Source organism: Pseudoduganella flava, from assembly GCF_007830495.1.
Classification (GTDB): Bacteria; Pseudomonadota; Gammaproteobacteria; order Burkholderiales; family Burkholderiaceae_D; genus Rugamonas; species Rugamonas flava.
In genome coordinates this window covers 525,067-548,551 of sequence record NZ_VLKW01000003.1, presented here as the reverse complement: position 1 = coordinate 548,551, position 23,485 = coordinate 525,067, and the positions used below count along the sequence as shown (strand labels likewise).

Below are 23,485 nucleotides of genomic sequence, written 5' to 3'. Positions count from 1 at the left end.
CAAGGGCGATCGAAACAGGCTGAGAGCCAAAGCCGGAGCCGGAGCTGCCCAGTAAATTCGGCGACCAACACGGTCGGGTGACAGCGCCATTGTCATCGGCCCGTGACAAGGGTATAACGGCAAGCACGACCACAGGCCAGGGAGCCCCATGAACCGTTCACCCACCACCCGGCGCAGCGCGTTGCGCGCGCTGGCCGCCATGCCGGCACTCGCGCTGCTGACCGCCGGCCTTCCCGCGCTGGCCGCGGCGCCGCTCCGTGCCGTGTTCCAGGCCACCGAGGCGGACCCGAAGAAATGGCAAATGGTTTTCAACAACCTGCGCAACGCCCGCGCCGAACTGCCGGACGCCGTGCTGGAACTGGTCGTGTTCGGCCCCGCCATCGAGATGCTGCGCACGCAGTCGGACATGGCGCCGCGGCTGCGTGAAGCGATCGCGGCGGGCGTGCGGGTGCAAGCGTGCCGCAACAGCATGCAGGGGTTCGGCGTCGCGGAGGCCGACCTGGTACCGGGCACCACGATCGTGCCGTCCGGCGTCGCCCACGTGATCCGGCGCCAAGCCGAAGGCTACGCTTACGTCCGCCCATAGCGTTCCCGAAGTCGTCATACAACTGCGCAGCGATGTGAGCGAATGAGCATCGGTTGTGCTTGCTTAACGCTGGGTTAGGTTGTACGATGACATACAACTAAGGCGCCGCCTGGTTCCACAGCTGATCTCGCTGGAGACCGAGAGATCGAACCATAACCAACATATGTGATCCTATGAAGCTGAACGAGCCCGTAAGCCAGCAGGGTGCTGGCCAGCGCGTGGCCGCTTCCGCCGGCAAGTACCGGTGGACGATCTGCGCACTGCTGTTCTTCGCCACCACCGTCAACTATCTCGACCGCCAGGTGCTTTCGCTGCTGGCGCCCCAGCTCTCGAAGGAGTTCAACTGGTCCAATTCGGACTACGCCAACATCACGGCCGCGTTCCAGTTCGTGTACGCGGTGTCGATGGTGTTCGCCGGCCCGATCGTCGACCGGCTCGGCACGAAGAAGGCCTACATGTGGGCGATCGCGATCTGGTCCGGCGGCGCCGTGCTGCATGCGTATTCGGTGCCGATGGGCGCCGCGTTCGGCTCCTTGATGGGGGCGCTGGGCATGGTCGCCGCGCCGGCATCGATCGTCGGCTTCATGCTGTCGCGTGCCGTGCTGGCCGTGGGCGAGGCGGGCAACTTCCCCGCCGCGATCAAGGCCACCGCCGAGTTCTTCCCGAAGAAGGAGCGCGCATTCGCCACCGGCATCTTCAACTCGGGCGCCAACGTGGGCGCGATCCTGGCGCCGCTGACGGTGCCGCCGATCGCGCTGATGTGGGGCTGGCAGGCAGCGTTCATCGCGATCGGCGTGATCGGCTTCATCTGGATGGTGCTTTGGCAGACGATGTTCGACGCGCCGGAGAAGAAGCTGTCGCCCGCCGAGCTGGCGTACGTGCGCAGCGACACGAGCGCCGCCGCGCCGGCGCCGGTGCAGGGGGGCGCGAAAGTATCGTGGCTGCGCCTGCTCTCGTACCGCCAGACGCAGGCCTTCGCGGCCGGTAAATTCCTCACCGACGGCGTGTGGTGGTTCTTCCTGTTCTGGCTGCCGAAATACCTGTCGGCCGAATACCAGATGGGCGCCGCGGACATCGTCGTGCCGCTCGCGGTCCTGTACAGCATGACGATGTTCGGCAGTATCGGCGGCGGCTACTTCCCCGCCTACTTCATGAACCGCGGCGACACGCCGTATGACGGCCGCATGAAGGCGATGCTGCTGATCGCGCTGTTCCCGCTCGTCGTGCTGTTCGCCCAGCCGCTCGGCTCCATCAGCTACTGGGTGCCCGTGCTGTTGATCGGCATCGGCGCATCGGCCCACCAGGCGTGGTCGGCGAACCTGTTCACGACCGTGTCCGACATGTTCCCGCAAAAGACGGTGGCTTCCGTCGTCGGCATCGGCGGCATGGCCGGCGGCATCGGCGGCGTGCTGATGTCGAAGCTGGGCGGCTGGCTGTTCGACTACTACGGCGCGCTGGGCAAGCTGTCCACCGGCTACATGATCATGTTCACGATCTGCGCGCTGGCCTACCTGGTCGCGTGGGCGCTGATGAAGGCGCTGGTGCCGCGCTACAAGGAAATCACGGACCTGTGATCCGGCCCGCCCTCCTGGCGCTGGCACTGGCCGGCGCCGCCTCCGTGGCCCACGGCGCCGATACCCGGATCGCTACGCGGCCCTACGGCACGACCGCGGCGGGCCAGGCCGTCGAGCAGGTCACGCTGACGAACGCGCGCGGCATGACCCTGTCCTACATCGACTACGGCGCGACGATCACCGGCGCGACCGTGGCGGACCGGCAGGGCCGCCGCGCCAACGTGGTGCTGGACCTGCCCGATCTCGCCGCCTACGAACGCGGCCGCGCCAAGCATGCGGCCATCATCGGCCGCTACGCCGGCCGCATCGGCAAGGCGCGCTACACGCTGGACGGCAAGACGGTCGAACTGATTCCGAACGCGCGCGGCATGACCGTGCACGGTGGCCCGGACGGCTACGAGAAGCGGGTGTGGCGGCGCCGCGACTTCGCCGACAAGGCGTCGATCGGCTCCGTCTACACGCTGGTCAGCCCGGACGGCGACCAGCGCTTTCCCGGCACCCTGACGATCGAGGTCACGTACCGCCTGCAACGCGCGCGCGACGAATTCTCGATCGAATACGCGGCCCGCACGGATGCGCCGACGGTCGTCAACCTCACCAACCACGGTTACTTCAACCTGGCCGGCGCCGGCAGCGGCGGCCTCGCCACGCACCGCTTCTGCATCGCGGCCGAACGCTACGCCGTCACCGACGACGTGCGCGTGCCGACGGGCGAGCTGGCCAGCGTGGCCGGCACGCCGCTCGACCTGCGCCGGCCCACCGACATCACGCCGCTGCTGGCCAAGCCGGAAGGCGCGCTGGCGCCGCCGCAGGGGTTCGACCACAGCTACGTGTTCGACCAGCCGGCCGGGCAGCTCGTGCGCGCCGCCGTCATCGACGACAGCGCGAGCGGCCGGCGCATGGAGATCTTCACCACCGAACCCTCCGCGCAGTTCTACACGGCGAACGGCTTCGACGGCGTGGAGCGGGGCAGCACGGGCCAGCCCTACCGCAAGCACGACGCATTCGCGTTCGAGACGCAGCACTTGCCGGACAGTCCGAACCAGAGCGCCTTCCCCAGCACCGCGCTGTACCCGGGCCAGGTGATGCGTTCGGTGACGACGTTCCGCTTCGGCGTCGCACCAGCGCGAACGGACTTCAGTCCCTGTACATCGGCCCCGCGCTGACGAACGGGCCGCCCTGGTAGATCGTCGTCGGGTCGCCGGCAGGCGGCCGCTCGGCTGTCGGCGGGAAGTTGCCGGCGAACGCCTGCGAGCTGGCGCGCGGCACGTAGCCCAGGTGCGCGGCCTTGCCGTTGTCCCACCACTGCGTCGCGTTGGCGGACGTGCCGAACGCGATCGTATGCCCCACGCGCGGCGTGAACAGCGCGCAGCGCACCAGCTCCACCAGGTCGTCGTAGGCCAGATACGTCGTCATCATGCGCGCGTTCTTCGGCTCGGGGAACGACGAGCCGATGCGCAGGCACACGGTCTCGATGCCGCAGCGGTCGTAGTAGTAGCGCGACAGCGCCTCACCGAAGCATTTCGACAGGCCGTAGAAGCCGTCCGGGCGCAGCGGCATGTCCGCATCTACCCGCTCCGTCGTCCGGTAGAAGCCCACCGTGTGGCTGGAGCTGGCGTACACCACGCGTCCCACGCCATGCTTGTGCACCGCTTCGTACAGGTGGTGCAGGCCGAGGATGTTGGCGTTCATGATCGGCACGAACTGGTCCTCGACGGAGATGCCGCCGAAGTGCAGCACGGCGTCGACGCCTTCCATCATCGCCAGCACGGCGTCCCGGTCCGCCAGGTCGCAACGCATGATTTCCTCGCCGGGGCGCGCTTCGCCCAGGTCGCCGATGTCGGCCAGCCGCACGACACGGGCCCACGGCTTGATGCGGTCGCGCAGCACGGTGCCGATGCCGCCGCCGGCGCCTGTCAGCAGCAGTCGGTTGAAGGGTTTGTCGATGGTGCTCATGAGGGCCTTTCGGGTCGATTGAGTTAAACGTTTAACTTGGTGTTGTGGCGAGTATACCGCCATCGGCTTTCCCGTCAACCGGCCCGGCGCGCATGGTAAGATCGCCGGCACCCCAGACCGGACCCGATAATGAAGAAAAACGTTCCGACCATTCGCGACGTGGCCGCCGCCGCCGGCGTCTCCACCGCCACCGTGTCCAAGTTCATGAACGGCACGCAGCGGTTCTCGCCCGCCGTCGAAGCGAAGATCACGCAGGTGATCGAACAGCTGGGGTATCGTTCCAACCCGCTCGCACAGTCGATGATCACGGGGCGCACGAAGACGGTGGGCCTGTCCGTGCTGGACGTGACGAATCCGCACTTCACCAGCATCGTGAAAGGCGCGAACCGCGTCGCGCAGGCGCACGGCTACACGGTGCTGCTGGTCGACACCGAAGAAAACCCGGGCCGCGAACGGCCCCAGCTCGAGGCGCTGGCGCGCCGCGTCGATGGGCTGATCATCTTCTCGCGGATGCAGGACAAGGAGCTGGAATGGCTGGCGGGCCTCGACAAGCCGCTGGTGTTCTTCGGCCGCCTGCCGCACCTGACCTTGCCCACGGTGGCCAGCGACGACCACCGCGGCGCCTACATGGCCACTCGCCACCTCGTCACGCTGGGCCACAAGCGCATCGCCTACCTGGGCTTCTCGAAGTCACGCCGCGACGAGGAGCGCATGGGCGGCGTGCAGGAATGCCTGTCCGCGCACGGCCTGCAGCTGCAGGTGTTCGACGCGGCGGCGCCGTCCGCGCTGGAAGGGGAGCGCATCTGCTCGTCGATCATGCTGGGCGCCGACCATCCGGATGCGCTGGTTTGCTACAACGACCTGATGGCGCTGGGCTTCATGAAGGCCGCGCAAACGCTGGGCTTTCGCATCCCGGCCGACATCTCGGTGACGGGCTTCGACAACATCCTGTACGGGAACTACACGTCGCCGCCGCTGACGACGGTGGACCTGCACAGCGAGCGGATGGGCGTAGCCGCGATGGAGAAGCTGCTGGACGCGATCGACGGCCGGCCGACGGCGCCGTTCACGCTGATCGAGCCCCAGCTGATCCTGCGCGGCTCGACCGTCGCACGCACCTGACACATTCTTTGGCTTTACCTTCGGCAGCAAATCTTCTACCATCAGGTTAAACGTTTTACAGAGCAAGACAAACGGAGACCCGATGACTCATAGGACGATTCGCACCGCCCTGCTGGCGGCGCTGCTGTGCGCCGCCCCGGCATGGGCGGAGGTGTCGTATGCCGCCTACGAACCGCCGCTGGCGCTGCAGCCGATGGACCGCACCGTGGCCGGCAACGCCTATCGCCAGCTGGACTGGTTTTTCGCCCGCCTGGCCGAACAGGGGTTGGACACGACGATCGACGGCCAGCGCGCGTTCGGCAGCGGCGACAAGTTCCTGCCGGGGAAAGTGGCCGCCGGCCTGGGCCATGTGCTGCTGCAGACGCCACGCGACGATCCGCGCCTGCCCGCGCTGCTGGCGCAGTACCGCCGCATCGCCGACCTGACGGTGGACATGGACAACCACACGTGGGGCATCTACTACTACATCGGCATGCTGTACCGGCTGCGCGAAGCCGGCTTGCTGGAGCAGGCGTTCACGCCCGCCACGCTGGCCAAGCTGCGCGCGCGGCTGGACTGGCGCACGTTCGTCAGGACGCCCGGCTATGACCTCATCAACCTGCCGACGAACTACTACGGCGTGGCCTTCTCGATCGCCCGGCTGCGCATGCTGCTGGGGTGGGAGGACGCCAGCGCCAGCCAGGTGCTGCTCGAGAAGATGCTGCAGCACTACGCGGCGTATTCGGGCAAGTTCGGCTTTTCCGACGAGACGGCGGGCGAAGGGCGTTTCGACCGCTACAGCATCCTGTTGATCGCCGAGATCTGCGAGCGCTACGTGGAGACGGGGCTGCCCGTCACGGACGACCTGAAGGCCCTGCTGCGCAAGGCGGCCACGGTGGCACTGGCGCAGATGAACACGGCCGGCACGGGCTTCGCATTCGGCCGCTCGCTGGGGCCTTACGGCGAGACGGCGCTGGTCGAAATCCTGTCGATCGCCGCCTACCTCGGCGTGCTCGGCGCCGAGGAGAAGGAGTACGCGTATGCGTTCTCCAGCCGCGTGGCGGCACGCTACATGGACTTCTGGTACGACCCCGCGCTGCATTCGCTGGACATGTGGGGCAAGGGCCGCCGCACCGACACGTATCGGGGCAAGCACCGCATCCTGGGCGAGAACTTCTCGCTGCTGCACCAGCTGATTGCAACGAACGAGCTGTGGAACGAGGCGGGCATGCGCGGCAAGGCCCCGCGCGCCGACCTGCAGGCGTGGCTGGACCGCACCCAGCCGCCGTTCGCGCTGACGTGGTTCGCGCAGGGCGAGTACGACCGCGCGCTGGCCGTGTTCCGCGATCGCCGGCACGTGTTCTCGCTGCTGATGGTGAACGGCGGGGCAGGGCAGTACGACAACAGCCCGTACTACCCGCTGCCGTTCGCGCCGGGCATCGTGTCCGGCATCGCCGACAGCGGCGCGGCGCATGCCCAGCTGCTGCCGAAGTTCACGCTGGCCGACGGCACCGAGCTCCTGGCCACGTCGTACGTCAAGGGGATCGAGGAGGGCCGCGACAGCGGCAGGTACGTCGTGCGCTACCACCAGGATGAGCTGGCGCGCCTGGGCGGCAAGGCGCCCGTCAAGGACGATCGCATCCGGCTAACGACGACCTACGCGTTCGAGCCCGGACTCGTCACGCGCACGGACGTCTACACGCCGCGCGGCGCCGTGCCGGTGCGGCGGGTGACGCTGGACTTCGCGTCGTTCTCGGCGCAGCCGCAGGTGGAGGGCAACACGATCCGCTTTGCCGACGGCGACGTGACCGAGTACCGCGTCGACGGCCTGCGGGATTGCCGCGCCGAGCCGACCAATGGTGCAGCCGCGTTCCAGGCGCCGTATGGGCCGATGAATACGCTGGTCAGTTGCGGACTGGGTCCGTTCACGATGAACGGACCGGTGACGATCCGCTGGGCGATCCGCTACAAGTAGCGGTGCGCCCGCTTCAGGCAGCGCGCTTGCGGCGCAGCGAGGCCGCCAGCACGCCGGCCAGGCCCAGGCCGAACATCGCGTACTGCGACGGTTCCGGCAAGGCCGGCACATAGGCGGAAGCAGGCATGATCTCCGTCGTGGTCTCGTCCGTCCATTTCAAATATCCCGAACCTGAGCGCGAGTACCACTCAACATGATCGCCCGCAACGATCGAGTGCCCCCAAGGGAACATGTCGTCAGCCACGCCGAAGCCGGCGCTGAATGACGGGTTGCTTCCAGGGGTATAGGAAAAGCTGCTGAGGCAGTTCCAGACCGTGGGGTCGCTGTAGCACTGACCCTCATAATGAACGCTGCCCCATTCGAATTTGACCACCTCGTCCAGCGAGTACGTGCCATCGTGATTGCGGTCGTCCACATTGAAATACGCGATTTCCAGAAACTTCGGCTTGAACTGCTTCGCATACACGTCGTAAAAGCCCCGGTAGACCACCTTCAGCTCCTGCACCTCGGCCCTGGCGATTCCGCATGCCGCCAGCGCGGCAATCACAGCCATCTTCTTCAGCATTGGTTATCTCCTGTCGTTGTCAGTACATCCAATAATGTGCGCGGAGATTATCCCATGCTTGCATTATTTTTAATTTATTGGTTGACGAGAGCGCAACAGTTTTTAAATGCAAGCCTGCCGGATTATATATTTCGCCGAGCGCCGGAAAGATAGCGGTAATAGTCGGTGCTGCGAAAAATAAAAAAGCCCGTCGACTGACGGGCTTTTATCGAAGGTGAACGGATCAGAATGCGCAGGCGGCGTCCGCCAGGCCCTGCACACCGGGCCGCAGCAGCACGACGCTGCCGCCCCATTCGGCATCGTCCGGCTTGCCGGAGACGATCGACGTGACGATCATCGTGCGCAGGTCGGCGCCGCCGAACGTGCACATCGACGGCTTCGCAAACGGCAGGTCGATCCGGCGATCCAGCTTGCCGCTGGGCGTGAAACGCAGCAGGCAGCCTGCATCGTTCGCGCACGTCCAGTAGCAGCCGTCCGCATCGACGACGGCGCCGTCCGGCCGGCCCACGTGCTCGGCGAGATTCGCGAACACGCGGCGGTTGCTTGGCGTACCGGTCGCGACATCGTAATCGAACGCCCACACGAGGCGGCTCTGCGGATGCGAGTCGGACAGGTACATCGTCTTGCCATCGGGGGACCACGACAGGCCGTTCTGCGTCAGCAGCCCCGACACGAGCGGCTGCGACAGGCCGTGACCATCGTAGCGATACAGCTTGCCGATATCCTTTGCGGCACTCATGTCCATGAACATGGTGCCGCTCCAGAAGCGGCCTTGCCGGTCGGTGCGGCCATCGTTGAAGCGCATACCGGCACCGAGATCGGCCGGCTTGCCCAGGAGCGCCGTGGCGACGGTACCGTTGTCGAACAGGTCGACGTCGTACATGCCCGTCTCCATGCCGGCAATCAGGCCGCCACGCGCGCGCGGGGCGACGCAGCCGGCCATCTCGGGCAATTCCCAGAAGCGCGTCTTGGAGGCGGCATCGAGCCGCCACACGCGCTTCGCGGGAATGTCGACCCAGTACCAGGCCTTGGCCGCGGCGTCCCACGCCGGGCTTTCGCCCGTCGTGCAACGCACGCCATCGATCCGTTCGACCGATGCAGCCGTCATTACTTCAGCACCAGCTCGCCGTTGACGACGCGCGGTACGGCCAGCGGGTTGCCGTCGGCCAGCGCGGCAGGCAGCAGCTCGGCCGGCACGTCCTGGTAGCAGACCGGGCGCAGGAAGCGGTCGATCGCGGACGCGCCCACCGACGTGGAGCGGCTGTCGGACGTGGACGGGAACGGGCCGCCGTGCACCATCGCGTGCGCCACTTCCACACCGGTGCCGAAGCCGTTGAACAGGATGCGGCCGGCCTTGCGTTCCAGCGTCGGCAGCAGCTTCTTCGCCACGGCGATGTCGGCGCCGGTCGCGTGCACGGCAGCGGTCAGCTGGCCTTCCACGTGCTCGGCCACGGCCACCAGCTCCGCTTCGTTACGGCAGCGGATCAGCAGCGACGTCGGGCCAAAGATCTCGTCTTCCAGTTCCGGACGGGCCAGGAAGTTCTCGCCGGACGTTTCGTACAGGCCGGCGACGGCGCCGCACGGCACTTCGCTCGTCTTGCCCTGGCCGATCAGCTTGACGCCTTCGACCTTCGACAGCTTCGCCACGCCCGTGTTGTAGGCGGAGTGGATGCCCGGGGTCAGCATCGTGGCCGCACCTTTCGCGGCCAGCGCTTCCTTGGCACCGGCGATGAACTTGTCCAGCGCCGGCGATTCGATCGCGATCAGCAGGCCCGGATTGGTGCAGAACTGGCCGGCGCCCAGGGTGGCCGAATCGGCGAACTGCTGTGCCAGCTTTTCGTTCGACGTCAGCGCGCCTTCCAGCAGGAACACCGGATTGATGCTGCTCATTTCCGCATACACGGGAATCGGTTCCGGACGGGCCGCGGCCGTCTTCATCAATGCCACGCCGCCGGCACGCGAACCGGTGAAGCCCACGGCCTTGATGGCTGGGTGCGCTACCAGGTTCTGGCCGATCGTCTGGCCGGCGCCGATCAGCATCGAGAATACGCCTTCCGGCATGTCGCACTCGATCGCCGCCTGCTGCACGGCTTTCGCCACCAGCTCGGACGTGCCGAGGTGGGCCGAGTGGGCCTTCACGACGACGGGGCAGCCTGCCGCCAGCGCGGACGCGGTGTCGCCACCGGCCACGGAGAACGCCAGCGGGAAATTCGATGCGCCGAACACGGCGACCGGGCCCAGGCCGATCTTGCGCAGACGCAGGTCGGGGCGGGGGGCCGGTGCACGGTCCGGCAGCGCCGAGTCCAGCGTGGCGGACAGGTAGCGGCCGTCACGGACGACTTTCGCGAACAGGCGCAGCTGATTGCAGGTGCGGCCGCGTTCGCCTTCAAGGCGGGCCTGCGGCAGGCCGGTTTCCTGCATCGCACGCTCGATCAGCGTGGTGCCCAGGTCCATGATGCGGTCTGCGATCGTTTCGAGGAACTTCGCGCGCTGTTCCGGCGTCGTCTCACGGTACGTGTCGAACGCCTGTTCGGCCAGCGTACAAGTCTTTTCCAGCTCGGCCGTGGAGGCCAGGCCGAAGGCCGGCTCGATCTGCTCGTTGCGGGACGGATCGACAGCCTTGACGGCGCCTTCCTTGCCCACGACGGCCGAACGGCCGATGATCATTTCACCTTTAATCTGCTGCATTTGCTCTCCTTTACTGCGGGCCCTGGGCACGCATCAGTTTTTCCAGCATTGCGAATTCTTCTTCGTTCAGGTCGGTCAGCGGTGCGCGCACCGGACCGGCATCGTAGCCTGCAATCTTCGCACCGGCCTTGACGATCGAGACCGCGTAGCCTGCCTTGCGGTTACGGATGGCAAGGTAAGGCAGGAAGAACTCGTCGATCAGACGGTTCTGGGTCGCGTGGTCGTCGTTGGCGACTGCATGGTAGAAGTCCATCGCCAGCTTCGGCATGAAGTTGAAGACAGCGGACGAGTATACCGGGACTCCGAGGGCTTTGTACGCGGCTGCGTAAACCTCGGCCGTCGGCAGGCCGCCCAGGTAGCTGAAGCGGTCGCCCATGCGGCGCCAGATCGAGACCATCAGTTCGATGTCGCCGATGCCGTCCTTGAACCCGATCAGGTTAGGGTTGCGGTCGGCCAGCTTTTCCAGCGAGTCCGGGGTCAGGCGGCACGCGCCGCGGTTGTACACGACGACGCCGAAGTCGACCGATTTGCAGACTTCTTCCACGTGACGCACCAGGCCGTCCTGGCTCGCTTCCGTCAGGTAGTGCGGCAGCAGCAGGATGCCTTGCGCGCCGATGCGCTCGGCTTCTTGCGCGTAGGCGATCGCAGCGCGGGTCGGGCCGCCGGCGCCGGCCAGGATCGGCACCTTGCCGCGGCAGGTGTCGACGGCGGTCTTGATGATGTCCGTGTATTCGTTCGGGGTCAGCGAGAAGAACTCACCCGTGCCGCCGGCCGCGAACAGCGCCGATGCGCCGTACGGTGCCAGCCACTCCAGGCGCTTCGCGTACGTGTCCGCACGGAAATCGCCGTTCTGGTCGAAGTCGGTGACCGGGAACGACAGCAGGCCATGGTTCAGGATTTTTTGGAGTTCGATCGGTTGCATGTGTCTCTCGCTTTAATGAGTGGAACTGAAGTTGGAACTACAGGAGGGATGGCCTCGCCATCGTTGTATGACATCGTACAACCTAATCGGACGAGGGGCAAGCGTTTTGGTGTTGCATCGATGCCGCCTCGCAAAGTTGCTCAAAAATGGGGTCAGACCCCGTTTTTGAGCAACTTTTTCCGAAAGGAAGTTAGCGGGGGGCGCTTTCGACTTGCGCCTTGCGCAGGCGTTCGCGACTGTTGGAGAGGTGGGTGCGCATCGCCGCGCGGGCGCCTTCCGGGTCGCGCCGCAGGATCGCGTGGTAGATGTCCTCGTGCTCGCGGTTCACGCGCTCCAGGTAGGCGGCCGGGTCGTCGTGTGCCAGCTGGGCCGAGTTGACGCGGGCGCGGGGAATGATCGTCGTGCCCAGGTGGGTCAGGATGTCGACGAAATAACGGTTGCCCGTCGCCTGTGCGATCAGCAGGTGGAACTGCACGTCCGCTTCGACGGAGCCGCCTTGCAGGATGCGCTGCAGCGCCTCGCCCATCTCGCGCGCCTGCTCGTCGGTGCGGCGCGACGCGGCCAGCCACGCCGCTTCCGTCTCCAGGCTGATGCGCAGTTCGAGGATCGCCAGCACGTCTTCGATCGTGCGGATCGTGTCCGGCGAAATCATCAGCGGTGCAACCGGCGGTTCCAGCACGAAGGTGCCGATGCCGTGGCGGGTCTCGACGAGGCCGGCGGCCTGCAAGTGCGAGATCGCTTCGCGCACGACGGTGCGGGACACGCCGTGCATCTCCATGATCACCGATTCGGTCGGCAGTTTCTCGCCCGGCTTCAGCACGCCGTCGCGAATGCTCGCGCTGATGCTTTCAACCACGCCCTGGGCAAGGTTGCGGTAGCGCTTCTTGGGCGCGGCGGCGGTGGGGGCGGTGATGTCGGTCATGCGCATGGGTGTCCTCGAGAAGTGCCGATTATACCAGCACGGTCTGGTTGTACGATGACTTTGCAACCCGTCTTCAATTGTCGGGAAATTGTCGGGATTTCATCAATCCTGAAGCATTGCCGGTCGTCCGATGTTACTCTCGGTTACTCGTTCCTCCACCGGAGACTTCCCATGAAATATGCTGTACTGGCTGCCGCTGTGCTGCTGTCCGCATGTGCCGCGCAAAACCCGGACTCTGAAAATCTCGCGTTCCGCGACGGCGATACCTATACGCCCACCGGCAGCAATATCCCCCGCAAGAACGTCGACAAGGACGGCAAGCGGGTCATCCTGTCGCGCGACGACGCCGGCAAGATGTTGCAGGATGTCCAGGCGATGGGCAACGCGCTGGGCAGCAAATGAGGCGCGCAGCGGTGCTCGCCGCCAGCGCCGTGCTGCTGGCCGGCTGCGCGGCGGCAGGCGTCGACGATACGGCCCAGGCCGACTTCGACGAGGGCTACACGCCCACCGGCAGCCTGATCCCCCGCAAGAATGCCGACCGCGACGGCAAGCGCGTCATCCTGTCGCGCGAGCAGGCCCAGAAGGGGATGCAGGAACTGGAGCGGCAAAACAACGCTGTGCTGGCACGATAGCAACACCGCCTTACAAAACGCTACCCTCCCGCTTGCGCCTGGTATACTGTATAAACATACAGTACTATTTCTAGCGTGCAAGCATGAGAATAAAAATGGTCAAGCTGCGCATGGGCGGCGTTTCGCTGCCCAGCCGCGTGCTGGGCGACCGCTCCGCGCCGCGGTTCGGCGACCTGCGCATCCTCGATACGGACGACCAGGGCCTGCGCCGGCCCGTCAAGCTGGCACGGCTGATGGAGCACGGCTCGCAGGTGATCCGCGAAACGCTGATCGACCCCCGCATCCTGTGGTGCGGCGACAACCGCTTCACGCTGACCGGCTTCGAACGCATCCGCAACCGCCACGGCGAAACCGTCGAATACGCGCAGTCGTGGCTGTGCGAGATCGATACCAGTCCGGGCGAGCTGCTCCCCGATACCTTACGCGCTGCCCCCTACAAGGACCGATGATGCATGTTTCTGCGTCTTTGTGCGTGAGTTTACGTGTTTTTGCGTTTTTGCTGTACGATATCGCAAAAACCAGGAGGACTCATGCAATTAGCTGACGAACGGCGCCGCCTCATCCTCGAGGCCGTCGATAACGAAGGAAAGGTGCTGGCAGCCGAACTGGCGCGCCGGTTCGATACGTCGGAGGACACGATCCGCCGCGACCTGCGTGATCTCGACCTCGCCGGCCTGCTGCGTCGCGTGCACGGCGGCGCGCTGCGGCGCGGCGCGGAAGCCACGTTCGGCCAGCGCGAAGGCGCCGACCAGCAACGCAAGGCGCTGGTGGCGCAAGCGCTGCGTCCGCTCGTGCGGCCCGGCGACACGGTGCTGATCGATGCCGGTTCCACGAATCTCGCGCTGGCCCGCCAGCTGGACGATGGCTGCGCGGCGGCGATCGTGACGAACAGCCCGCAGATCGCGCTGGCGCTGGGCGAATTCCGGCGCACCCGCGTGATCCTGCTGGGCGGCACGTACTCGGCGCAATGCGGCGCCGTGCTGGGCGCGCGCACGCTGGCGGACGTGCAGGCGTTGCGCGCCGACCTGTGCATCGTCGGCCTGTGCGCCGTGGAGCCGGACCGGCTCAGCGCCAGCGATGGCGAGGAGGCTGTTCTGAAGCGTGCGATGCTGGCAGGCAGCGCACGCCGTGCGGCGGCCGTGCTGACGGACCGGCTGACGGCAGCTGCACCGTTCGCGCTCGGCACTTTGTCCGATCTCGACCATCTGGCGCTGGAGGCGGACGTACCCGCCGACCTGCGCGAGCGGCTGCGGATCGATGGCGGCCCCGAACTGATCCTTGCCGCGAAGGGGAACGCATGAACATCGCGATCTCCCGCGCCCGGTGGGCCATCTCGACCATTTTCCTGCTGAACGGCGCCGGCATCGGCCTGTGGGCGGCGCACGTGCCCGTCGTGCAGGCACGCGCCGGCCTCGATACCGGCGTGCTCGGCATGCTGCTGCTGACGATCGCCGCCGGCGCGATGGCGGCAATGCCGGTGGCCGGGTGGCTGTCCACCCACTGGGGCTCGCGCCGCGCCACGCTGGCCTCGGCATTTGCGTTCGCCGCCATGACGGCGGTACTGATCTGCACCAGCCACCCCGTCGCCGTGTTCGTGGCCGCGTTCCTGTTCGGTGCCACGAACGGCGCGCTGGACGTATCGATGAACGCCAACGCCAGCGAAGTGGAACTGGCGCGCGGCAAGCCGACGATGTCGTCGTTCCACGCCTTCTTCAGCCTGGGCGGCCTGGTCGGCGCGGCGCTGGGCGGCCTGCTGATCGAAGGGGGCTTCGGCAACGGCACCGGCGCGCTGATGACGAGCGCGGCGACGATCGTCGCGCTGCTGATCGTGATGCCGCGCGTGCTCAGCACGCAGGCGGCGGCAGGCCACGCATCGCACTTCGCGCTGCCGCGTGGCCCGGCACTGTGGCTCGGCCTGCTGGCGCTGCTGTGCATGGCCGTCGAAGGCGCGCTGGTCGACTGGAGCGCGCTGCTGCTGACGGAGCGCACCGGCGCCACGCCAGCTTCGGCGGCAATCGGCTACTCCGCGTTTTCGATCGCGATGGCGGCCTGCCGCTTCGCCGGCGACCGGCTGACGGTGCGCTTCGGCTCGCCGCGCGTGATGGTCTTCGGCGGCATCGCCATCCTGCTGGGGCTGTTGATCGCCGTGCTGGGCACGCACTACGCCGTGGCCGCGTTCGGCTTCGCGCTGGTGGGCCTGGGCGCCGCCAACGTCGTGCCGCTGATCTTCGCGGCCGCCGCGCGGACTCCGGGCATGTCCGCCGGCGGCGGTGTCGCGACGGCCGCCACCGTCGGCTACACGGGCTTCCTGATGGGGCCGCCCGTCATTGGCTGGGTCGCGTCGCATACGAATATCGCCGTGGCGCTGGGGCTGCTGTCGCTGGCGGGCGCCGTCATCGCGTTGAATGCGCGGGTGGTGCGGCAGGCGGGAAGATAGAGCCGAGCTCGCTTGCCGATTTCGTTCCATCGATCGGCGCCGCCGTTGAGTCCCACCAGCAGCGCGCCGCATCGGCCTCCCGGCCGCGTGCGCCTTCGCTATCATGCGTTGGCAGGCAGAGCGAAAGGGGGCACACCATGACACCGGAACAGGCAGCGGACATCATCGAACAGCTGGCGCTGGGCACCGATCCCCGCGACGGCAACCCATTGGCGGACAGCGACTCCTGTACGGCGCCGGAGGTCATCCGCGCGCTGTTCCTGGCGCGCACCGCGTTGCGCGGCGCGCTGGCCGCGCCGGCGCCAGCGAAAACGCCGCGTGCACCGGTGATGCGGAACGGCGTCGTGCTGCCGAACGTCGGCAAGAAGTGGTCGGGCGACGACGTCGATACCTTGCTGCGGCAGTTCGAGGCCGGCACGCCGATCGGCGCCATCGCCGCGCAGCTGGGGCGCACGGACAGCGGCATCGTCGCGCGGCTCGTGCATGCGGGCGCGATTCCCGATCGGGAGACGGGGTATGCGCTGATGCGGGAGGGGCGGCAGAAGGGCGGGTAAGCGGCGGCGGGTGCCGTGTCAGGAGGGCGGTACAACGTGCTTGCGGCAACAAAAAACCCGCCATGCCTTGCGAACATGCGGGTTTCAAGTTTTGTGATGCTGATGGTGCCGGGAACCGGAATCGAACCGGTACGCCTTGCGGCGCGGGATTTTGAGTCCCGTGCGTCTACCTATTCCGCCATCCCGGCGACGCGCCGTGCATTATCACTGATTTGAACTGCCGGGGCAACCCTCACTACTCCGCGGAATGGTTGTCGGTGTGGCAACGGCGGCGGCGGGCGGATGGCGTATCATCTCGACCTGTTTCGTTATCAGCCGGGCAAACCGGCCATGGGCGCATGAAGAACAACAAAATCCGCGAAATCATCCTCGGCAAGGCGCTCGATCCGCTAGCCAAGGAAACCCGGCATTCGATGGCGCTGGTGGCCTTCCTGGCGTGGGTCGGACTGGGGGCGGACGGCCTGTCGTCGTCGGCATACGGCCCGGAAGAGACGTTCAAGGCGCTCGGCACGCACACCCATCTCGGCCTGTACATGGCGCTGGCCACAGCCGTCACCGTGTTCATCATCGCGCTTGCCTACAACCAGGTGATCGAGCTGTTCCCCACCGGCGGCGGCGGCTACCGCGTCGCGACGAAGCTGGTCGGCCCGTATCTCGGCCTGATCGCCGGCTGCGCGCTGATCCTCGACTACGTGCTGACGATCGCGATCTCGATCGCATCCGGCGTTGATGCGCTCGCGTCGTTCATGCCGCTGTGGTTCCAGCCCTACAAGATATGGGCGGAGGCGTTCTTCATCGCCGTGCTGATCGTGATGAACCTGCGCGGGCTGAAGGAAGCGATCCAGATCCTGCTGCCGATCTTCCTCGGCTTCGTATTCACGCACCTCGTGCTGATCGTCTACGGCCTCGCCGCGCATGCGTCGCACCTGCCGGACCTCGTGCCGAACACGCTGAACGAAACGACGTCGCTGGCCGGCACCGTCGGCTGGGCCGGCGTGGCAGGCATGCTGCTGCTCGCGTACTCGCATGGCGGCGGTACGTACACAGGCTTGGAAGCGGTGTCCAACAACATCAACCTGCTGGCCGAGCCGCGCGTGCGGACCGGCAAGGTGACGATGATCTATATGGCGCTGTCGCTGGCCGTTACCGCCAGCGGCATCATCCTGCTGTACCTGCTGTGGGATGCGTCGCCGATCGCCGGCGAGACGCTGAACGCGACGACGTTCCGCCGCATCATCGAGAACGCCATCCCGCACGGCGGCGTGACGAACCAGGTACTGCTCGCGATCGTGCTGGCGTTCGAGGCCGGCCTGCTGTTCGTCGCGGCCAATACGGGCTTCCTCGGCGGCCCGGCCGTGCTGGCGAACATGGCGGGCGACTCGTGGGTGCCGCACAAGTTCCGCTACCTGTCCACGCGGCTCGTCACGCAGAACGGCATCCTCGTGATGGGCATTGCCGCGCTGGCGATCCTGTTCTGGACGGAGGGCAGCGTGACCTTGCTCGTCGTGCTGTATTCGATTTCCGTGTTCCTGACGTTCGCGATCTCGCTGCTCGGCCTCGTGCTGTACTGGTCCCGTAACCGCAAGAAGGGCACGCACTGGCTGCGCCGGCTGCTGCTGTCGCTGCTGGGTTTCGTCATCTGTGCGGGCATCCTGATCGTGCTGCTGGTCGAACGCTTCCTCGACGGCGGCTGGACCACCGTGCTGATCATCGCCGCGATGGCGTGGATGGGCATCTGGATCCGCAACCACTACCGCGAAACGAAGCAGGCGATCCATTCCGTCGACGACGTATTCGCCACGCAGCCGTTCGGCCCGAACCGCGAACCGATCGAGCCGAAGCCGGACGACCAGACGGCCGTGTTCATCGTCGGCACGTCGCGGGGCGGCGGCCTGCACGCGCTGTTGTGGGTGCAAAGGATGTTCCCCGGTCACTTCAAGAACTTCCTGTTCGTGAACGCCCGCACGGTCGATTCGCACGTGTACGGCGGCGAAGGCGCGATGGACCACATGCGCGAAGAAGCGGCCGAGACGCTGGAATACTTCGTCGACTTCTGCCACAGCCACGGCATGGCCGCGTCGTCCTACCTGGGCTTCGGTACCGACGCCGTCGACGAAGTCACGCGGCTGTGCGAAGAGATCAGCCGCGAATTCCCCCATTCAATTTTCTTCACCAGCAAACTCATCTTCGCCCGCGGCGACAACTGGCTGATCCGCACGCTGCACAACCAGGCGGCGCTGGCGGTGCAGCGGCGGTTGCATCTGGAGGGGTTGCAGATGGTGATTTTGCCGATGAAGGTGTAAGACGTTCCCATCCCAAGAATGAAAGAGCCCGGCATTGCCGGGCTCTTTCAATGACCTGCTTACTTCACCAGGGCCTTGCGGAAATCTGGATCGTCAAACAGCTGGCTAACCAGTTTGCGGTACATCTGCTGATAATGCTGTACAGCGGCGGGTATGGCGACGGCCCCCATGAACGACGACTCCCATTCCGAGTTCACTTCCAGGGTGCGGTCATACTTCACGGTACCTGCCTGCTTCACGACGAAGCGGGCCTGCAGGTGCCCCTTGCCGATGCTCATTGCCGGATCGAGCATCGAATCCATCAGCGTCCCCTCGATCCGGGTTTGCGAGTTGGGATCGAGCAGCTGCGCTGCTTCCAGCTCGACACGCAGCGTCTCTTTCAGGTATTGCGCGAACGAGTTGTCGATCGGCGAAGCCAGGGTATTTCCGCCGCGCACACTGACCGACTGGTCCATCGCAGCGGGCTTGCCCGCATCCAGCGCAAAAGCTCCGACGGCCACTGGCGCCTTGGCGCTGCCATCACGCATCTTGACGGTATTGTCCATCGACGCGACAGGCTGGCCCATCTTGACCGAGGCGCAGCCCACCAGTTGGGTTGCTGCGAGCATCACGCCGGCCATGGCCAGCAAACGAATGAATCGATTCATCTTTGATAATCAGTTGAAGTTAGGGGAATTGGACAGGTCGCGCAGTGCGGTGCTCACCACGTCGCGTGTCATCTTGCGGACGGCGGCTTCCATGCTGGGCGACTCCTGCGCATTCGCAGGGGCGCTGGACGCGCCCATCGTCGTGTGAATCGCATGGCGTGCGGACACCTTCACCGGCTGGGCCTGGCCCGGAGGCAGATAGGAGATCGTGCACACGTAGCCGTCGGTAACCGTGCTGCCAACGGCGCCAAAGGTCAACCCGGTGACAAAGCCGGCGGCGGCAGCGTTCTGGCCTTGCAGCGGCACGTTGTTGAGGACGACTTGCAGCTGGCCGGCGCCGGGCGTGCCCGAAGCGGTGGCGAACAAGCCGCTGTTTTCCAGCTGGTCGGTAACCTGGGCTTTCAGGAACTCCGTTGCACGGCTGTTGGGCGCGCCGTTGGTCTGAAACTCGAACGACACCGTTACAGGCTTGGCCTGTGTAGGCTTCCTGTATTCAGAAGCAGCCACTTCCTTCGTCATGGTGTCGACATACGTCGTTGCGCAGCCGGTCAGCAAGGTCGTGCCGGCCAGCGCGGCAACGATGGAAAAACGCTTGAGAAGAGCGATGATTTTCATTGAGAAATGGAATCGAAAGTTGATATATTGAAATTTTATCACGCGCACTACCCGGCAAAAGTCACCGAATGTCACGATCTGTCCGTCAGAACATATGCCCATCCCAAGGCGTGCGTCAGACGCACCGGATGGCACCGGGGTTCAACTCGTCGGCGTGCCTGTGCGATCCCCGACTGCGAGCGTCCTGAGCGGAGTCGCCGAGCGGGCATGGCCGCGTTTCGCCCTTGGCTTCACCAGGAAATTGCCTCGTGACCGCGCCCGGGAGCAGCACCGAGGACTTTGAACTCGCCACAGCATTCCGTCCGGAGCCGCCTGCATTTCATCCCGCGTTTTCGGCACTTCGTCGCTTTACGCCCCCCTCCCCAAGTTGCCTTTGTTACCTTAGCACCGTTGCCGCACATTACTGAGAGGCGGCGACGACCAGGCAACCACTTTGGAGAGAAAGATGAAAAACTCGTTTATCAGCGCTTCCGCCGCCGTCAGCATCCTCGTCGCCGCCCTCGTTCCCGCCGCGGCCCACGCCCAGAACGACGCGCCCACCGTGCCCGTCAAGGCGGCCCGCACCGCGACCACCGCGACTACAGCGAGCACCTACGCGATGCAGGCGAACGAATTCGCTGACTATGCGAACACCTACAGGCTCAGCAACGGCCAGGTCGCCAAGTTCACCCAGCAGGGCAACCATTACTTCGTGCAGCTGAAGAGCTCCCTGGCGGCGCTGCAACGCGACGAGAGCAAAGGCCCGGTGGGCATCTCGACCAAGCTGCGTCCGATCGGTCCCGGCCAGTTCGTCACCGACTCCGGTACCCAGCTGCAGTTCCGTAACGATGGCGAGGAAGTCGTGATCGACAACTTCGAGCGCCTGCCCGCCGCCAAGGTCGCGGCATCGCAAGTGAACGTGCAGATGATCGCGCGCCGTTGATGCGATGAGCGTAAACGACAAAAGGCCCACAACGATGTGGGCCTTGTCGTATGCGGCAGCGAACAGCGCTTATGCGGCGAGGCGCAGCGGTGCCGGGTCGAGGCGCTCTTCCAGCAGCGCGAACACGTCGTCCTTCGTGAGCACGTAGCGTTCCATCAGCACGTCCTTCAGCGATTCCATCACGGCGCGGTAGTCGCCGATCGACTTCAGCGTGTGGCTGTACAGCTCATCCGCCTTCGCTTCCACCTGCACCAGCGTGTGCTCGCCCGACGTCTCGCTCTTGAACTGACTGTAGTCCAGCTTCGAGCGCGAATACATCGACAGGCGGTTGACCATCATGTCCAGCATCGAGGTCGCCTTCTGGATGTCGTTCTGGCTGCCCACCGAAATGCCGCGGGCGCCGTAGAACAGCTCTTCCGCCGCAACGCCGCCGTACAGCTGCATCACGTCGCGTTCCATCTCTTCCAGCGTACGCAGCGACATGTCGTCGCCAGCCGACAGCACATAGCCCAGCGCGTTCAGCTTCGACACGGATTCCGTGCTGATCTTCAGCAGGTGCGACTTTTCCTTCACATCGGCCAGCGACATGCCTTCGCGCAGGTACGGGTCGATCTGCATGAAGAAGTGGCCCAGCTCGTGCAGTGCGATGCGCTCGCGCTGGCGGGTCTTCTCGGCCGTCGTGGCGCGGTCGGTCAGGCCGATCGTCGCACGCTCGAAGGCGCGGAACATCAGCGCCGTGTTGATCACCTGCTTCTCCTGGATCGACAGCAGCGAGGCGCGGTCGACCACCGTTTCCAGCAGCGCCGGCGACAGGTTCTGCGTGATCTCGGCCACCTGGTCCAGGTCCATGTCGTTCCAGTCGACGAGGCCGTCTTCCTTGCGCTTCAGGAACGAGCCCAGCAGCTCCTTGCGCTCGGCCTTGTTCGGCAGGCGGAAGTTGATCTTCACGGAGAAGCGGCGCAGCATGGCTTCGTCCATCTGCGTGCTGTTGTCGTCGAAGTTCGAGGCCACGACCCAGATCACGCCCTTGCCTTCGTCGCTCTTGACGCCGTCCAACAGGCCCAGCAGCGTGTTCGCCGTATCGTCTTCCCACTTCTTCTCGCCGCGGCCGCGCGGCATGAACAGCGCCTGTGCCTCGTCCAGGAAGATGATGCAGTTGCCGCGCGCGGCAGCCTTGCGGTACAGCGCGTTCAGCGATTTGGAACCGCCGCCGATGTAGCCCGATTCCAGTGCGGAGCCGGAGGCCGAGATCAGCGGGTAGCCCAGGCGCTTGGCCAGGTAGCCGGCCAGCTTCGTCTTGCCGGTACCGGCGGGGCCCGTCAGCATCACGTTGAACGGCTTGTCGATGTTGTGCTGCTTGTAGACTTCGCGGTTGCGGATCATGTCTTCCAGGTGCAGCACTTCCTGCTTGATGTCTTCCATGCCGATCAGGTCGTCCATCGAGCCTTTCAGCTTGTCCGGAGTGACGATCGATGCGGACGCGCCGCCCATGCCCGGCAGGCCGAACTTCAGCATGAACAGCATCAGCGCGACGACGAAGATGTCGAACGCGTGGCGCTGCACGAATGCCGTCACGCCGGCCATCGTGCCGCCGTCGTCCAGCAGCACAGCCTTGTGCTTGGATAGGTATTCTTCCTGTGCGATCGCGTACGGCAGGGCGTTCCGCAGCAGCACTTCGCGCTCCAGGTTCACGTGCGAGGTGCTCGGCACCTTCACCACGTGCAGCTGCGGCGCATCCTTGAACTTGTAGATGTAGCGGGGGGCGTCCGACAGCGGACGGGCGATCAGCAGGTACTCCAGCCGTGCGCGCTGGCCGACCAGGGCGGTGATCTCCGAGATGTTCTGGGAACGCACCACCGGGTTATTGTCCTGCGCGACCTCGGTACGGACGACGGCGAAAACCACGGCTGCAACGGCCAGCACGACCAGGGCGAGACGCACCCAGTTGTTCTTGAGCGCAAGCTGAAGTTTGTAAAGATTGAACATGTGGCAGACTCAACAAATACAGTAGTGACACGGATGTCGTGAATTCGTGGGGCTGGATGCGCGTTGATGGGGCGCATGGCACCACTGATGGTCCGGCACGCGAAGCGAGGCACTGCCGGGAGTGTCGTTGCGGGGCAAGCGCTGCCTGGATGGCAGCTTGTATCTGATGACCTGTGGCGGCCTTTTAGTGCCGAGCGGCAACGTAGCGTATATGTGGACTATACCGGGCTCCACAAGCTTTGTCTTTAGTTTCCTCAAGAAAAAAAAGCCTCGCGCAACAGCTTTTTAAGCCTGCAATGACGCGGTGTCTACCGTTGTTTACAAGTTTTACTTTTCCGCCGTGGCGTCCTGATAACGGCGGTCGATGCGGGCGAAGGTGCCGTCGCGGCGCATCGTGTCGAACATCGCGTTCATCCGGTCCACCAGCCGGTCCGGCACGGTCGGGTTGCACGCCAGGTAGAGGCGCACGCGGTTGAACACGAGCACGGGGACGAACTGGCCGTCGCGGCCCAGTTCGCGGGCCATGTCGAGGTCCGGGCGGGCGGCCACGGCCCACAGGTCGATCCGGTTCAGCAGCAGCTTGTCGGGATTGGACGCGTCGTTCTGCACCGGGTCCACGTTGAAGCCGCGGCTTTTCAGGTATTCGTCGCGGGCGTCGCCGTTGTAGGTGCCGATGCGCAGCGTGCGGGCATCTTCCAGCGTGCGCAGGTGGAATTTGCGGTCGGCGCGGCCCATCAGCACCCAGTCGATCTCGACCATCGGGCCGACCCACTTGAACTGCTTCTCGCGTTCCGGCGTGCGGGTGGTCGAATACACGCATGTGAGCGCGTCGCGCTGCGCCATCATGTAAGCCCGTTTCCACGGCAGGATGTCGATCGAGTGGGGGACGCCGACACGGTCGAGCATCTCGTGCACCTTGTCCGTCTGGCGGCCGGCAGGCTTGCCGTCGACGAACATGCTCGTCGGCGGGGTGTTTTCCCCGGTGATCGTCAGATGCGGCCAGGCCGGCACCGGGCCGGGGCCCGCCTGCGTGGCGGCACAGGCGCCCGCCCCTGCCAGCATCGTCAGTATCGCCACCGCTTTCTGCATCGTGGTCATCC

22 protein-coding genes, 1 tRNA gene and 1 pseudogene are annotated in these 23,485 nt (G+C 65.5%); 13 read left to right on the top strand and 11 right to left on the bottom strand.

The genetic code is table 11. From position 1 onward, the window contains the following. The first annotated feature begins 148 nt into the window (after positions 1-148). The 3 genes and pseudogenes from IP92_RS10635 to IP92_RS10625 all read left to right on the top strand — a co-directional run bounded on the left by IP92_RS10635 (position 149) and on the right by IP92_RS10625 (position 3,326). A complete protein-coding gene (locus IP92_RS10635; protein WP_145874510.1) occupies positions 149-586 on the top strand; it encodes a DsrE family protein in 438 nt (145 codons plus the stop codon). Between the two features lie 149 nt (positions 587-735). After that, positions 736-2,160, top strand: a pseudogene (locus IP92_RS10630) (MFS transporter); the annotation flags it as partial. Beyond that, entirely contained in the window at positions 2,157-3,326 is a 1,170-nt protein-coding gene (locus tag IP92_RS10625; RefSeq protein ID WP_158206733.1) for an aldose epimerase family protein, read from the top strand. The pseudogene IP92_RS10630 and the gene IP92_RS10625, both read left to right, overlap by 4 nt. On the opposite strand, the gene IP92_RS10620 is transcribed toward IP92_RS10625, so the two are convergent. Beyond that, the gene (locus IP92_RS10620) at positions 3,298-4,116 is read right to left on the bottom strand and encodes an NAD-dependent epimerase/dehydratase family protein (RefSeq protein ID WP_145874507.1); all 819 of its coding nucleotides are present in this window, start codon (positions 4,114-4,116) and stop codon (positions 3,298-3,300) included. The genes IP92_RS10625 and IP92_RS10620 overlap by 29 nt on opposite strands. 129 nt (positions 4,117-4,245) lie before the next feature. Between IP92_RS10620 and IP92_RS10615 the strand changes: the two genes are divergently transcribed. Together IP92_RS10615 and IP92_RS10610 are read left to right on the top strand one after the other, a co-directional pair. Continuing rightward, a complete protein-coding gene (locus IP92_RS10615) occupies positions 4,246-5,238 on the top strand; it encodes a LacI family DNA-binding transcriptional regulator (protein ID WP_145874506.1) in 993 nt (330 codons plus the stop codon). Positions 5,239-5,320: 82 nt separating this feature from the next. Further along, positions 5,321-7,192 carry a hypothetical protein gene (locus IP92_RS10610; RefSeq protein ID WP_199271940.1) on the top strand — a complete coding sequence of 624 codons (1,872 nt, stop codon included), beginning with the start codon at positions 5,321-5,323 and terminating at the stop codon, positions 7,190-7,192. Between the two features lie 13 nt (positions 7,193-7,205). On the opposite strand, the gene IP92_RS10605 is transcribed toward IP92_RS10610, so the two are convergent. The 5 genes from IP92_RS10605 to IP92_RS10585 form a co-directional block, all read right to left on the bottom strand. After that, a complete protein-coding gene (locus tag IP92_RS10605) occupies positions 7,206-7,757 on the bottom strand; it encodes a PEP-CTERM sorting domain-containing protein (protein ID WP_145874505.1) in 552 nt (183 codons plus the stop codon). 223 nt (positions 7,758-7,980) lie between these two features. Continuing rightward, positions 7,981-8,865, bottom strand: coding sequence for an SMP-30/gluconolactonase/LRE family protein (locus IP92_RS10600; RefSeq protein WP_145874504.1), 885 nt, complete (start codon positions 8,863-8,865; stop codon positions 7,981-7,983). Next, positions 8,865-10,445, bottom strand: coding sequence for an aldehyde dehydrogenase (NADP(+)) (locus IP92_RS10595; protein WP_229418716.1), 1,581 nt, complete (start codon positions 10,443-10,445; stop codon positions 8,865-8,867). The genes IP92_RS10600 and IP92_RS10595 overlap by 1 nt, the downstream gene beginning before the upstream one ends. A 10-nt stretch (positions 10,446-10,455) precedes the next feature. Then, positions 10,456-11,367 carry a 5-dehydro-4-deoxyglucarate dehydratase gene (gene kdgD / locus IP92_RS10590; RefSeq protein ID WP_145874503.1) on the bottom strand — a complete coding sequence of 304 codons (912 nt, stop codon included), beginning with the start codon at positions 11,365-11,367 and terminating at the stop codon, positions 10,456-10,458. Positions 11,368-11,557: 190 nt separating this feature from the next. Then, the gene (locus IP92_RS10585) at positions 11,558-12,289 is read right to left on the bottom strand and encodes a FadR/GntR family transcriptional regulator (RefSeq protein ID WP_199271939.1); all 732 of its coding nucleotides are present in this window, start codon (positions 12,287-12,289) and stop codon (positions 11,558-11,560) included. A gap of 171 nt (positions 12,290-12,460) precedes the next feature. Between IP92_RS10585 and IP92_RS10580 the strand changes: the two genes are divergently transcribed. The 6 genes from IP92_RS10580 to IP92_RS10555 all read left to right on the top strand — a co-directional run bounded on the left by IP92_RS10580 (position 12,461) and on the right by IP92_RS10555 (position 15,912). Continuing rightward, positions 12,461-12,691 (top strand): hypothetical protein, encoded by a 231-nt coding sequence (locus IP92_RS10580; protein WP_145874501.1) that lies wholly within the window; start codon positions 12,461-12,463, stop codon positions 12,689-12,691. Next, entirely contained in the window at positions 12,688-12,921 is a 234-nt protein-coding gene (locus tag IP92_RS10575; protein ID WP_145874500.1) for a hypothetical protein, read from the top strand. The genes IP92_RS10580 and IP92_RS10575 overlap by 4 nt, the downstream gene beginning before the upstream one ends. A 95-nt stretch (positions 12,922-13,016) precedes the next feature. Then, on the top strand, positions 13,017-13,370 hold the full coding sequence (locus IP92_RS10570; RefSeq protein ID WP_145874499.1) for a hypothetical protein: 354 nt from the start codon (positions 13,017-13,019) through the stop codon (positions 13,368-13,370). Between the two features lie 81 nt (positions 13,371-13,451). Then, on the top strand, positions 13,452-14,222 hold the full coding sequence (locus IP92_RS10565) for a DeoR/GlpR family DNA-binding transcription regulator (protein WP_145874498.1): 771 nt from the start codon (positions 13,452-13,454) through the stop codon (positions 14,220-14,222). Continuing rightward, complete coding sequence (locus IP92_RS10560; RefSeq protein ID WP_145874497.1) at positions 14,219-15,358, top strand: MFS transporter; 1,140 nt, start codon at positions 14,219-14,221, stop codon at positions 15,356-15,358. The genes IP92_RS10565 and IP92_RS10560 overlap by 4 nt, the downstream gene beginning before the upstream one ends. Positions 15,359-15,495: 137 nt before the next feature. Continuing rightward, positions 15,496-15,912, top strand: a complete 417-nt coding sequence (locus IP92_RS10555; RefSeq protein WP_145874496.1) for a hypothetical protein — start codon at positions 15,496-15,498, stop codon at positions 15,910-15,912. 103 nt (positions 15,913-16,015) lie between these two features. On the opposite strand, the gene IP92_RS10550 is transcribed toward IP92_RS10555, so the two are convergent. Beyond that, positions 16,016-16,100, bottom strand: a tRNA-Leu gene (locus IP92_RS10550). A 150-nt stretch (positions 16,101-16,250) separates the two neighbouring features. Between IP92_RS10550 and IP92_RS10545 the strand changes: the two genes are divergently transcribed. Then, positions 16,251-18,215, top strand: coding sequence for an APC family permease (locus IP92_RS10545; protein ID WP_145874495.1), 1,965 nt, complete (start codon positions 16,251-16,253; stop codon positions 18,213-18,215). Between the two features lie 59 nt (positions 18,216-18,274). On the opposite strand, the gene IP92_RS10540 is transcribed toward IP92_RS10545, so the two are convergent. Both IP92_RS10540 and IP92_RS10535 read right to left on the bottom strand, forming a co-directional pair. After that, entirely contained in the window at positions 18,275-18,862 is a 588-nt protein-coding gene (locus tag IP92_RS10540; RefSeq protein WP_145874494.1) for a hypothetical protein, read from the bottom strand. Between the two features lie 9 nt (positions 18,863-18,871). Continuing rightward, positions 18,872-19,477: a hypothetical protein gene (locus tag IP92_RS10535; RefSeq protein WP_145874493.1), complete on the bottom strand. Its 606-nt coding sequence runs from the start codon at positions 19,475-19,477 to the stop codon at positions 18,872-18,874. Positions 19,478-19,922: 445 nt separating this feature from the next. On the opposite strand from IP92_RS10535, the gene IP92_RS10530 reads away from it, so the two are divergent. Beyond that, the gene (locus IP92_RS10530; protein ID WP_145874492.1) at positions 19,923-20,399 is read left to right on the top strand and encodes a hypothetical protein; all 477 of its coding nucleotides are present in this window, start codon (positions 19,923-19,925) and stop codon (positions 20,397-20,399) included. Between the two features lie 69 nt (positions 20,400-20,468). Here IP92_RS10530 and IP92_RS10525 read toward each other — a convergent pair whose 3' ends face one another. Together IP92_RS10525 and IP92_RS10520 are read right to left on the bottom strand one after the other, a co-directional pair. After that, positions 20,469-22,385, bottom strand: a complete 1,917-nt coding sequence (locus tag IP92_RS10525; protein ID WP_145874491.1) for an AAA family ATPase — start codon at positions 22,383-22,385, stop codon at positions 20,469-20,471. A gap of 327 nt (positions 22,386-22,712) precedes the next feature. Further along, positions 22,713-23,474, bottom strand: a complete 762-nt coding sequence (locus IP92_RS10520; RefSeq protein ID WP_145874490.1) for a substrate-binding periplasmic protein — start codon at positions 23,472-23,474, stop codon at positions 22,713-22,715. Between the last annotated feature and the right edge of the window lie 11 nt (positions 23,475-23,485).

What these genes read in the sequence shown, in the direction of transcription:
- IP92_RS10635 (WP_145874510.1), top strand. Translation starts at nt 149, where the DNA reads ATGAACCGTTCACCCACCACCCGGCGCAGCGCGTTGCGCGCGCTGGCC.
- IP92_RS10620 (WP_145874507.1), bottom strand. Translation starts at nt 4,116, where the DNA reads ATGAGCACCATCGACAAACCCTTCAACCGACTGCTGCTGACAGGCGCC.
- IP92_RS10615 (WP_145874506.1), top strand. Translation starts at nt 4,246, where the DNA reads ATGAAGAAAAACGTTCCGACCATTCGCGACGTGGCCGCCGCCGCCGGC.
- IP92_RS10610 (WP_199271940.1), top strand. Translation starts at nt 5,321, where the DNA reads ATGACTCATAGGACGATTCGCACCGCCCTGCTGGCGGCGCTGCTGTGC.
- IP92_RS10605 (WP_145874505.1), bottom strand. Translation starts at nt 7,757, where the DNA reads ATGCTGAAGAAGATGGCTGTGATTGCCGCGCTGGCGGCATGCGGAATC.
- IP92_RS10600 (WP_145874504.1), bottom strand. Translation starts at nt 8,865, where the DNA reads ATGACGGCTGCATCGGTCGAACGGATCGATGGCGTGCGTTGCACGACG.
- IP92_RS10595 (WP_229418716.1), bottom strand. Translation starts at nt 10,445, where the DNA reads ATGCAGCAGATTAAAGGTGAAATGATCATCGGCCGTTCGGCCGTCGTG.
- kdgD (WP_145874503.1), bottom strand. Translation starts at nt 11,367, where the DNA reads ATGCAACCGATCGAACTCCAAAAAATCCTGAACCATGGCCTGCTGTCG.
- IP92_RS10585 (WP_199271939.1), bottom strand. Translation starts at nt 12,289, where the DNA reads ATGACCGACATCACCGCCCCCACCGCCGCCGCGCCCAAGAAGCGCTAC.
- IP92_RS10580 (WP_145874501.1), top strand. Translation starts at nt 12,461, where the DNA reads ATGAAATATGCTGTACTGGCTGCCGCTGTGCTGCTGTCCGCATGTGCC.
- IP92_RS10575 (WP_145874500.1), top strand. Translation starts at nt 12,688, where the DNA reads ATGAGGCGCGCAGCGGTGCTCGCCGCCAGCGCCGTGCTGCTGGCCGGC.
- IP92_RS10570 (WP_145874499.1), top strand. Translation starts at nt 13,017, where the DNA reads ATGGTCAAGCTGCGCATGGGCGGCGTTTCGCTGCCCAGCCGCGTGCTG.
- IP92_RS10565 (WP_145874498.1), top strand. Translation starts at nt 13,452, where the DNA reads ATGCAATTAGCTGACGAACGGCGCCGCCTCATCCTCGAGGCCGTCGAT.
- IP92_RS10560 (WP_145874497.1), top strand. Translation starts at nt 14,219, where the DNA reads ATGAACATCGCGATCTCCCGCGCCCGGTGGGCCATCTCGACCATTTTC.
- IP92_RS10555 (WP_145874496.1), top strand. Translation starts at nt 15,496, where the DNA reads ATGACACCGGAACAGGCAGCGGACATCATCGAACAGCTGGCGCTGGGC.
- IP92_RS10545 (WP_145874495.1), top strand. Translation starts at nt 16,251, where the DNA reads ATGAAGAACAACAAAATCCGCGAAATCATCCTCGGCAAGGCGCTCGAT.
- IP92_RS10540 (WP_145874494.1), bottom strand. Translation starts at nt 18,862, where the DNA reads ATGAATCGATTCATTCGTTTGCTGGCCATGGCCGGCGTGATGCTCGCA.
- IP92_RS10535 (WP_145874493.1), bottom strand. Translation starts at nt 19,477, where the DNA reads ATGAAAATCATCGCTCTTCTCAAGCGTTTTTCCATCGTTGCCGCGCTG.
- IP92_RS10530 (WP_145874492.1), top strand. Translation starts at nt 19,923, where the DNA reads ATGAAAAACTCGTTTATCAGCGCTTCCGCCGCCGTCAGCATCCTCGTC.
- IP92_RS10525 (WP_145874491.1), bottom strand. Translation starts at nt 22,385, where the DNA reads ATGTTCAATCTTTACAAACTTCAGCTTGCGCTCAAGAACAACTGGGTG.
- IP92_RS10520 (WP_145874490.1), bottom strand. Translation starts at nt 23,474, where the DNA reads ATGCAGAAAGCGGTGGCGATACTGACGATGCTGGCAGGGGCGGGCGCC.